The sequence below is a fragment of the Pseudolysinimonas sp. genome (genome assembly GCF_044239695.1).
Lineage (GTDB): Bacteria > Actinomycetota > Actinomycetes > Actinomycetales > Microbacteriaceae > Pseudolysinimonas_A.
Window position 1 is genome coordinate 1 of the sequence record NZ_JBIIAW010000117.1, and the last position, 8,014, is coordinate 8,014.

General features: G+C 68.5%; 12 protein-coding genes and 1 pseudogene. 7 read left to right on the plus strand and 6 right to left on the minus strand.

Going from position 1 to position 8,014, the window contains the following annotated elements:
* Positions 1 to 76: 76 nt before the first annotated feature.
* Entirely contained in the window at positions 77 to 580 is a 504-nt protein-coding gene (locus tag ACILQS_RS14075) for a glutathione peroxidase (RefSeq protein ID WP_395640760.1), read from the plus strand.
* 36 nt (positions 581 to 616) lie between these two features.
* Complete coding sequence (locus tag ACILQS_RS14080; RefSeq protein ID WP_395640761.1) at positions 617 to 1,609, plus strand: prohibitin family protein; 993 nt, start codon at positions 617 to 619, stop codon at positions 1,607 to 1,609.
* Here the strand turns inward: ACILQS_RS14080 and ACILQS_RS14085 are convergent.
* Complete coding sequence (locus ACILQS_RS14085; RefSeq protein WP_395640762.1) at positions 1,586 to 1,975, minus strand: RNA-binding S4 domain-containing protein; 390 nt, start codon at positions 1,973 to 1,975, stop codon at positions 1,586 to 1,588. The two genes, ACILQS_RS14080 and ACILQS_RS14085, sit on opposite strands and share 24 nt — an antisense overlap.
* A 37-nt stretch (positions 1,976 to 2,012) precedes the next feature.
* Between ACILQS_RS14085 and ACILQS_RS14090 the strand changes: the two genes are divergently transcribed.
* Complete coding sequence (locus ACILQS_RS14090) at positions 2,013 to 2,504, plus strand: NUDIX domain-containing protein (RefSeq protein ID WP_395640763.1); 492 nt, start codon at positions 2,013 to 2,015, stop codon at positions 2,502 to 2,504.
* On the opposite strand, the gene ACILQS_RS14095 is transcribed toward ACILQS_RS14090, so the two are convergent.
* Both ACILQS_RS14095 and ACILQS_RS14100 read right to left on the minus strand, forming a co-directional pair.
* Complete coding sequence (locus tag ACILQS_RS14095) at positions 2,481 to 2,975, minus strand: hypothetical protein (RefSeq protein WP_395640764.1); 495 nt, start codon at positions 2,973 to 2,975, stop codon at positions 2,481 to 2,483. The two genes, ACILQS_RS14090 and ACILQS_RS14095, sit on opposite strands and share 24 nt — an antisense overlap.
* A gap of 30 nt (positions 2,976 to 3,005) precedes the next feature.
* A complete protein-coding gene (locus tag ACILQS_RS14100; protein WP_395640765.1) occupies positions 3,006 to 3,827 on the minus strand; it encodes a DUF1295 domain-containing protein in 822 nt (273 codons plus the stop codon).
* Positions 3,828 to 3,890: 63 nt separating this feature from the next.
* On the opposite strand from ACILQS_RS14100, the gene ACILQS_RS14105 reads away from it, so the two are divergent.
* The 4 genes from ACILQS_RS14105 (at position 3,891) to ACILQS_RS14120 (ending at position 6,337) form a co-directional block, all read left to right on the plus strand.
* Positions 3,891 to 4,484, plus strand: a complete 594-nt coding sequence (locus ACILQS_RS14105; protein ID WP_395640766.1) for a CDP-alcohol phosphatidyltransferase family protein — start codon at positions 3,891 to 3,893, stop codon at positions 4,482 to 4,484.
* Between the two features lie 9 nt (positions 4,485 to 4,493).
* Positions 4,494 to 4,961 (plus strand): FHA domain-containing protein, encoded by a 468-nt coding sequence (locus tag ACILQS_RS14110; RefSeq protein WP_395640767.1) that lies wholly within the window; start codon positions 4,494 to 4,496, stop codon positions 4,959 to 4,961.
* Positions 4,961 to 5,656, plus strand: a complete 696-nt coding sequence (locus ACILQS_RS14115; protein WP_395640768.1) for a MerR family transcriptional regulator — start codon at positions 4,961 to 4,963, stop codon at positions 5,654 to 5,656. Before ACILQS_RS14110 ends, ACILQS_RS14115 begins: the two co-directional genes overlap by 1 nt.
* A 126-nt stretch (positions 5,657 to 5,782) precedes the next feature.
* Entirely contained in the window at positions 5,783 to 6,337 is a 555-nt protein-coding gene (locus ACILQS_RS14120) for a MerR family transcriptional regulator (protein ID WP_395640769.1), read from the plus strand.
* A gap of 123 nt (positions 6,338 to 6,460) precedes the next feature.
* On the opposite strand, the gene ACILQS_RS14125 is transcribed toward ACILQS_RS14120, so the two are convergent.
* The 3 genes and pseudogenes from ACILQS_RS14125 to ACILQS_RS14135 all read right to left on the minus strand — a co-directional run.
* Positions 6,461 to 6,706 (minus strand): hypothetical protein, encoded by a 246-nt coding sequence (locus ACILQS_RS14125; protein WP_395640770.1) that lies wholly within the window; start codon positions 6,704 to 6,706, stop codon positions 6,461 to 6,463.
* Between the two features lie 386 nt (positions 6,707 to 7,092).
* Entirely contained in the window at positions 7,093 to 7,854 is a 762-nt protein-coding gene (locus ACILQS_RS14130) for a hypothetical protein (RefSeq protein WP_395640771.1), read from the minus strand.
* A pseudogene (locus ACILQS_RS14135) lies at positions 7,854 to 8,014 on the minus strand (ParA family protein); the annotation flags it as partial. The gene ACILQS_RS14130 and the pseudogene ACILQS_RS14135, both read right to left, overlap by 1 nt.

Sequence of the window (8,014 nt, forward strand, 5' to 3'; positions counted from 1 at the left end):
CCCCAGCGCCGGGCGTTCCTGGGTTTAACGGGTCTCGCGGTCAGCGCGCCGCGGCGAACCGACCTACTGTCGAGTCATGGCAATCGACCCGCAGGTGCGCGACATTCCGTTTCAGACGATCGACGGCGAGCAGAAGACCCTCGCCGACTTCGGGGACCAGACGCTGCTCGTGGTGAACGTCGCCTCGAAGTGCGGGCTGACGCCCCAGTACTCGAAGCTCGAGGAGCTGCAGAAGCAGTACGCCGCGCAGGGGTTCACGGTCGTCGGCTTCCCGTCCAATCAGTTCCTCGGGCAGGAGCCGGGCTCGGCGGAGGAGATCAAGGAGTTCTGCTCGACGACCTACGGCATCTCGTTCCCGCTGATGGAGAAGACGGTCGTCAACGGCAAGAACCAGCATCCGCTCTATGCTGCGCTCACCCGCGAGAAGGATGCCGACGGCAAAGCCGGCAAGGTGACGTGGAACTTCGAGAAGTTCGTCATCGCCCCGGACGGGACCGTCTCGCGCTTCCGTCCTCAGACCCAGCCCGACGCCCCCGAGGTGGTCGCCGCGATCGAGCAGGGACTGGCCCAGAAGTCCTGATACTTCCGCGGAACGCGGCGTCACTATCCTGACCCCATGTTCATCGTCAGCCTGATCTTCCTCGCCGCGGGCGTCATCGCCCTGATCGTCGCCGCCCAGAACGCGAAGGCGCGTGTCGTCGCCGCCGGCGAGACGCCCAACGGCAGCGCCTTCCGGCGCGGCACCAACGTCGTCATCTCGCGTGTCGCCCGGTGGGTGGCGATCGCGCTGTTCGCCGTCGGCGCGCTCCTGCTCGCCTTCACCTCGTTCTTCCGGCAGGACGTCGGGCAGGCGAACGTGCTGCGGGACTGGACGGGGCAGATCGTCGGGTACGAGACGGCGCCCGGCCTGCACTGGAAGGCGCCGTGGGTCGACACTGTCACGTTCGACGTGCGCAACCAGCGTGCCGTCTTCGTCACCGAGCAGTCGCTCGGCGAGGGAGACAACATCGGCGGCGCCCCCGACGGGCCGCAGATCACCGTGCAGGATGCCGAGGGCGTCACGGCGAACATCGACATCGCGATCCGCTACTCGCTCGACCCCGACGCCGTCATCGACATCTACAGCGCGTACTACAACGAGGAGAACCTGCGCACCCGCCTCATCTTCAACGACATCCGTTCGGTCGTGCGGTCGGTGCCCGGGCGCTTCGACACCCTCGACATGCTCACCGACCGGGACGCGGTGCAGAACGCCATCCTCGAGGCCCTCGAGCGCCGCTGGGAGGACGACGGCATCATCGTCGAGGACGTCGCCTTGCAGGAGATCCGCTACGGCGAGAGTGTCACTGCGGCCTACGCGGCGGCGCAGGAGGCTCAGATCAACGTGCAGACCGAGACCGCCAAGCTCGAGGCCGCGAAGGTGTCGGCGCAGCAGAAGGTCGTGCAGGCGCAGGCCGAAGCGGACGCCAATGCGATCCTCAACGCCAGCCTCACCGACGCGATCCTGCAGCAGCGCTACCTCGACACGCTCAAGGAGCTCGCGGCGTCGGGCAACCTCGTCGTCGTGCCGGAAGGGTTCAACGGGCTAGTCAACGTCGGGCGGGACTGAGCCGTCGGCGGGGCCGGTGAACAAATCGATGACGCGGCGATCGCGTTTCGTGGGACGACCGGCCCCGCGCTCCCGGGTCGCGACGAGCACACGTTCCTCCGGCGGGAGCGGAGCGGGCGTGAGGTCGTCGTAGGCGACGGCGGCCTGCGGTGCCCCGACGCGCTTGACGAGCACCTGTCGGACGACCACGATCCGGTTCACGTCACCCGTTCGCAGGCGCACCTCGTCGCCGATCTTCACCGGCTGCGCCGCCTTCGCGCGATCCCCGTTGAGGCGCACGTGACCCGCCCTCACCATCGCCGTCGCGGCGGAGCGACTCTTGACGAGACGCACCGCCCAGATCCACGCGTCGAGGCGATCGGCCATGGCTCGACCCTACGGGCCGCGTCGTAAAGTGAGGGACATGACCCGCGCGACCCACGACCCGGACGCGCGGCGTCCTCGCGGCCCCGAAGACGCCTGGGTCGACGGCCCCCGCGGCCGGTACTGGGGCACGTTCGGCGCCGCCGGACTGCTGCTCGCGCATCCGGAGGCCGGGGTCCTGCTGCAACTGCGCGCGATCTGGAGTCACCTCGGCGGAACCTGGGGACTGCCCGGGGGCGCCCGCAAGGGCGACGAGACCGCGGAGGCCGCCGCCATCCGCGAATCCGACGAGGAGGCGGGGGTCCCCCCGCACCTCGTCACGGTGCTCGGAACGTCGGTGTTCGATGTCGGCTACTGGTCGTACACGACCGTGCTCGCCCGAGCCGAGCAGCTGTTCACCCCGATCATCGGCGACGCCGAGAGTGAGGCGCTGAGCTGGGTGCCGTTCGGCGACGTGACGGCGCTGCCGCTGCATCCGGGGTTCGGGGCGGGCTGGCCCGCGCTCCGGTCACGCCTCGACGAGCTGCTCTGACTCCTCGACGGATTCTGCTTCCTCGACGGTTTCTGCGGCGAGTGCCGCTTTCCAGGCGACCAGTCCGCGCACGACGTCGCTCGGATCCTCGGCGAGCTCGGCCATGACGTCGGCCGGAACGAAGAAGTTGACCGCGACGAAACCCCGCACCGTCTCCGACTCGTCTTTGGCAAGGTCGCGGAGCACGTCGCACGACACCGTCTCGTTGCGGGCGAGGCAAGCGCGCACGCCGACATCCGGGTCCTGGGCGAGCGCCGCGACGACGTCGACGGGCGTGTGGTAGCTGCTCGCCACGCTCTCGCGGATCTTCGGGTTCTCATGCACGGCCAGCAGCCGGAGGCGGTTGATCTTGCCCTCGGTGACCGGGGGAGCGGGGTGCCGGGCCGCCACCTCCGCTGCGGTCAGCATGGCGGGAGCCATCGCCGCCAACTGCTTGCGTTGGGCCGGGGTGTTGAACCGGATGCACGACATGCGCCGATGCTAACCCGCGGCGCGGCTCACTCAGGCGGGGCTCGCCACCCGAGTCCGACGCGGAGGCAGCGGCACGATCGGCGACGTGGTCGCCTGGTAGTCGGCGTACTCGGGGTACTTCGACTTCGTGATCGCCTCCGTGAAGATCGTCGAGCCGACGAACAACCCGGTGAGCAGCACCGCGCCGAGGATCGTCCATTCGAACACCGTGCCCGCCGCGACGGCGCCGAAGAAGAAGAACGCCCACCACTGCGCCTGCTCGAAGAAGAAGTTGGGGTGCCGGGAGTATCGCCACAGCCCGGTCTGCAGGAACCGACTCGTCGGAACCTGCCCGGCGTCGATCGCGGCCTTCTTCGCCCGGTGGAAGTCCCACTGCTGCTGGTCGGCGATCGTCTCGCCGGCGAGCAGTGCGAGGAAGACGAGCGCGACGACGAAGTCGAGGATGCTAAGCGGCGTCCCGCGGTTCTCGTAGGCCGTGTAGGCCGGCAAGGTGATCAACACGAGCAGGGCGTGCTGGTAGAGCACGATGAAGAGGATGTTGAACACGGCGAATCGAGCCGGGCCCAGCCGCTCGCGCAGGATCGGCCAGCGGTAGTCCTCGACTCCGGTGTATCCGCCCTTGCGGGCGAAGTTGAAGGTGAGGCGGGCTCCCCACAGCGTCACCAGGCCGGCCATGACATCCAGGCGCGGGTCGGCGAAACCGGCGGCGGCGGCGAAGATCCAGACGTACGCGACCGGGACGATCGACCACAGGCGGTCGACCCAGGAGTGGTCGTTGCTGGCGAGGGAGGCGATCCAGCAGAAGACGGCGACAGCGCCGGCGACCAGGATCACGAGGAGGAGGGGATGCATGGGATCGAGCCTAGGATGTGCGAGGGAGGTAGGGCAGTGCGACACCATGACACGGCACCGCCGGTGAGTACGCGGATCGTGACGATCCCGAACATCCTGTCGTTGATCCGGCTGCTTCTGATCCCGGTCTTCTTCGTGCTGCTCCTCACCGGGCACCTCGGCTGGGCGCTCCTGCTCATCGCCGTCTCGGCGGTCACCGACTTCGTCGACGGCTACGTCGCACGGCACTTCAACCAGGTGACCCGCCTCGGGCAGCTGCTCGACCCCGCGGCCGACCGCCTGTTCATCCTGTCGACGCTCCTCGGACTGGGACTCGTCGGGGTGCTGCCGTGGTGGTTCATCGCCGTCATCGTCGCCCGGGATGCGCTGCTGATCGTGCTGGGGATCGTGCTCGCGAACCACCGGTTCGGGCCGCTGCCGGTCCATCACCTCGGCAAGATGGGGACCTTCGCGATCCTGTTCACGATGCCCGTGCTGCTGCTGGCCGCGGCGTTCCCCGACACGGCGTGGATCGCGCTCCCGGTCGGCTGGGCGGCCGGCATCTGGGGGGTCTTCCTCTACTGGTGGGCCGGGGTCGCCTACGCTCTCCAGGCTGCTCGGATGATCCGCGACCTTCGGGGTGCACCGGCGAGCGCATCGGATACTGTGGGTCGCTAGGAGGTCAGGATGGTCGAGTCGAACGAATCTGTTCGCGACGGGGATTCCGCGCCCTCGAATGACACGACGGCGCATTTCACCGACGAGTTCGTGGCGCAGCTCGCCGACATGGAAGCCGGAATCTCCCCCGATGAGCGGGACGCGATCACGGCGCTGCCGTCGGGCTCTGCACTGCTCGTGGTGCGGCGCGGTCCCAACATCGGGGCGCGCTTCCTGCTCGACGCCGACTCGACCGTCGCCGGCCGTCACCCGGACGCCGACATCTTCCTCGACGACGTCACGGTGTCGCGTCGCCACGCGGAGTTCGTCCGCGTGGGAACGGCCTTCCAGGTGCGCGATCTCGGATCCCTGAACGGCACGTATTTCGACGGGGTCCGCATCGAATCCGCCCTGCTGAGCGACGGAGCCGAAGTCCAGGTCGGCAAGTTCCGTCTCACCTTCTACGCCTCGCGTCTCGACAAGGCGACGGGCCACTAGTGGCGTCAGCTGCATCCCCGGCGCGCGCGTCGGGCGGATCCGCGCTTCTCAGCATCGGTCAGGTGCTGGCCCGACTGAGCCCCGAGTTTCCCGACCTCTCCCCGTCGAAGTTGCGCTTCCTCGAGGAGCGCAACTTGGTGACGCCGTCGCGCACCGAATCCGGGTACCGCAAGTTCTCGACCGCCGACCTCGAGCGGCTGCGCCTCGTGCTCTCGATGCAGCGCGACTACTACCTGCCGCTCAAGGTCATCCGGGCCTACCTCGACGACCTCGATGCCGGCCGCGAGCCCGTGCTCCCCGGGGGCGCGGCCGTCACGGCGCCGTCGATGCTCTCCGGCGACCGTCGGCTGACCCGCGCAGAACTCATCAAGGAGTCGGGCGCGAACGCGATGCTGCTGAGCGATGCGGTGACCGCGTCCCTCATCGTCGCGGGGGAGCATTACGGCGAGGACGCCCTCGCCGTCTTGCGCGCTCTCGTCGAACTGCAGCGCTCCGGCATCGAGCCGCGGCACCTGCGGGGCTTCCGGGCGGCGGCGGAGCGCGAGCTCGGGCTCATCGAGAGCGCCCTCATCCCGGTCACCCGACGCAAGGACGCCTCGAGTCGGGCGAAGGCGCTCGAGATGGCGCGTGAGATCGCCGGGCAGCTCGAGATCGTCCGGTCGAGCCTGATCCGCAGTGCGCTCGGCAAGCTCTGACCCGCACTTCGCGACGGATTAGATCCGACACGCCCGGATGTCGTTGTCGGCTCTCCGGGAGCGGGGTAGCGTGAGGTTGCGAAGGAGCTTGAACCTCAAGTTCAACCTGAAGGTTAGGGAAGCGACATGGCGGAAGTAACGCGGACTGACGCGTCGCGGTATGCGGCCGAGCCCGTGCTGTTCACCGACGGTCTCCCCGACCTCGACGAATTCGCCGGCTACCGCGGCACCGTCGCGGCTAAAGCCGCCGGGATCTCCTACCGGCAACTGGACTACTGGGCCCGCACCCAGCTCGTCGAGCCCACCGTCCGCGGCGCCGCCGGATCCGGCTCGCAGCGGCTCTACGGGTTCCGCGACATCCTCGTGCTCAAGCTCGTCAAGCGACTCCTCGACACCGGCATCTCGCTCCAGCAGATCCGTGTCGCCGTCGACCAGCTCCGGTCGTCGGGCATCAACGACCTCGCGCAGACCACGCTCATGAGCGACGGCGCCTCCGTCTACCTGTGCACCTCCGACGAAGAGGTCATCGACCTCGTCAGCCAGGGCCAGGGCGTCTTCGGCATCGCGGTCGGCAAGGTCCTCCGCGAGGTCGAATCCAATCTGGTGGATGTCGAGTTCTCGCCGGCCGAAGATCCGTCGGACGAGCTCGCCGCCCGGCGCGCCGCGCGCGCCGCCTCCTGACACGGCGGCGCATCGAAGCGATCGGGAGTCGTTGAAGCCAGCCCTTTCGAGTTGCATCGCGGTCTATGCCGCTCGGCGCCCTCCGCGTGAACGTCGACTTTCCTATGGTTCGGCGCAGGAACTTTACGAGAAGTGGCTGACGGTCTCGGGCCATTCACCCGTTCGCTCAAATTCCCGGTGCGCGACGCCCAATACGGCTTGGCCATGAATGGTGGAGGCGTTGAGCGGAAACACCTTCATCCCATTGAGGTCAGTCGGGTCGGTGATCGCAATCCCCGTGATCGCTTCGGGATCCTTTGTCGGGCCGAACGAGTACACCACGACGAGGTCGCTGACTAGGCGCCGCGTTCCGTAGACGATTATGGCCATGAGTCGCCCTCTTGTGCTCGATCGCCGCCGCCACCTCGCTCGGAGTGCCGAGCGCCGCACAGATCGTCGGACCCTGCGGCGACTCCAACACCGCCGACAACCCCGCCCCAACTCGTCTCCGCCGCCTGCGCCTGCGTCAACGCCGACGTCCCCGCCGCCCGCAACGTCGACGCGACACCCTCCAACTTCCCCGGATCCAAATCCGCACCGGGGATGTTCTCCGGAATGATCAGCCCCGACCGACCCGTCGCCCCATCATGAGGTGAGACGCTCACGAGAAATCACCCCCTGGCGGTGCACCGCAGATGCTCGAGACGCTAGCGCCGAAACGAAGGTGACGGAGCTGTCCATCCACACCGAGCCGCTCGAAACGGGCGAGACTCGACTTAGTCGCCCGCGCCCCTCAACGCCCCGAGTCGTTCGGCGCCGTCGATAAGCGCACGTCGGAGGTCGTCGATCGCCGTCGCGTCGAGCAGCGCGCGCACGTCGTCTTCCCCGATGCGGGTGAAGAACACGGGCAGCAGCGGCGCGTACTTGCGGGCGAGTCGCGCCGTGCGGGCGTCCCCGTCGCCGGTGTGATGCAGGCTGAGCGCGTTGTCGGCGAGATCGGCGAGCTTGCACACCGCGACCTCGGGATCGGCGATCTCCGCGAGGACGTGCTGCCGGTAGAGGTCGTGCTTCGCGGCCTCGTCGGCGGGGGAGTCGTCGCCCAGCGGGTTCGACATCGCCCGCACGAGCGCCGACGTCCGCTCCCCGAATTCGTCGACGTAGTACGCCAGCACGGTCTCCCGTGCGGTGCTCTCGTCCGAGGTCGCGGCCCCCAGTACGGCGGCGAGCGCGGGCGCGTGATCCTCGACGGTGTCGTGCAGCACGCAGGCGAGCACGATCGGCTCGCGGTCGACGCCCCAGCGCAGCACGCGAGCGGCATTGCGCAGAGGATGCTCGATGTATGCGGTGCGCGGGAGGTCGCCGCGCTTCAGCCGGCGCGCGTCGCGGTGGGCCCACGCGGCGACCCCGATCGCCTGCTCGAGACGTGCGGTGGGCATCCCGGCCGCCGTGGCTCGGAGCCGGAGGTCCGCGGCGAGGAGCACGCCGTCCATCGCCTTGAGCTCGAGCGAGCCGATCAGATCGACGAGGTCGATCGTCATCAGCCGGCGGACGCCGTTTCGTCGGTCAAGCGGGCGGTTCTCATGACGCGCTCCAGAAGCTGGTCGAAGTTTCTCGCCATTTCTTGGGCTCCGTCGCCGGGCCAGATGTGCAGGGGCTTCGCAGCCCCCTGCGCTTGCTGCAGGGAGGTGCGCTCCGGAA

What these genes read in the sequence shown, in the direction of transcription:
- ACILQS_RS14130 (WP_395640771.1), bottom strand. Translation starts at nt 7,854, where the DNA reads ATGACGATCGACCTCGTCGATCTGATCGGCTCGCTCGAGCTCAAGGCG.
- ACILQS_RS14100 (WP_395640765.1), bottom strand. Translation starts at nt 3,827, where the DNA reads ATGCATCCCCTCCTCCTCGTGATCCTGGTCGCCGGCGCTGTCGCCGTC.
- ACILQS_RS14090 (WP_395640763.1), top strand. Translation starts at nt 2,013, where the DNA reads ATGACCCGCGCGACCCACGACCCGGACGCGCGGCGTCCTCGCGGCCCC.
- ACILQS_RS14080 (WP_395640761.1), top strand. Translation starts at nt 617, where the DNA reads ATGTTCATCGTCAGCCTGATCTTCCTCGCCGCGGGCGTCATCGCCCTG.
- ACILQS_RS14085 (WP_395640762.1), bottom strand. Translation starts at nt 1,975, where the DNA reads ATGGCCGATCGCCTCGACGCGTGGATCTGGGCGGTGCGTCTCGTCAAG.
- ACILQS_RS14110 (WP_395640767.1), top strand. Translation starts at nt 4,494, where the DNA reads ATGGTCGAGTCGAACGAATCTGTTCGCGACGGGGATTCCGCGCCCTCG.
- ACILQS_RS14075 (WP_395640760.1), top strand. Translation starts at nt 77, where the DNA reads ATGGCAATCGACCCGCAGGTGCGCGACATTCCGTTTCAGACGATCGAC.
- ACILQS_RS14095 (WP_395640764.1), bottom strand. Translation starts at nt 2,975, where the DNA reads ATGTCGTGCATCCGGTTCAACACCCCGGCCCAACGCAAGCAGTTGGCG.
- ACILQS_RS14120 (WP_395640769.1), top strand. Translation starts at nt 5,783, where the DNA reads ATGGCGGAAGTAACGCGGACTGACGCGTCGCGGTATGCGGCCGAGCCC.
- ACILQS_RS14125 (WP_395640770.1), bottom strand. Translation starts at nt 6,706, where the DNA reads ATGGCCATAATCGTCTACGGAACGCGGCGCCTAGTCAGCGACCTCGTC.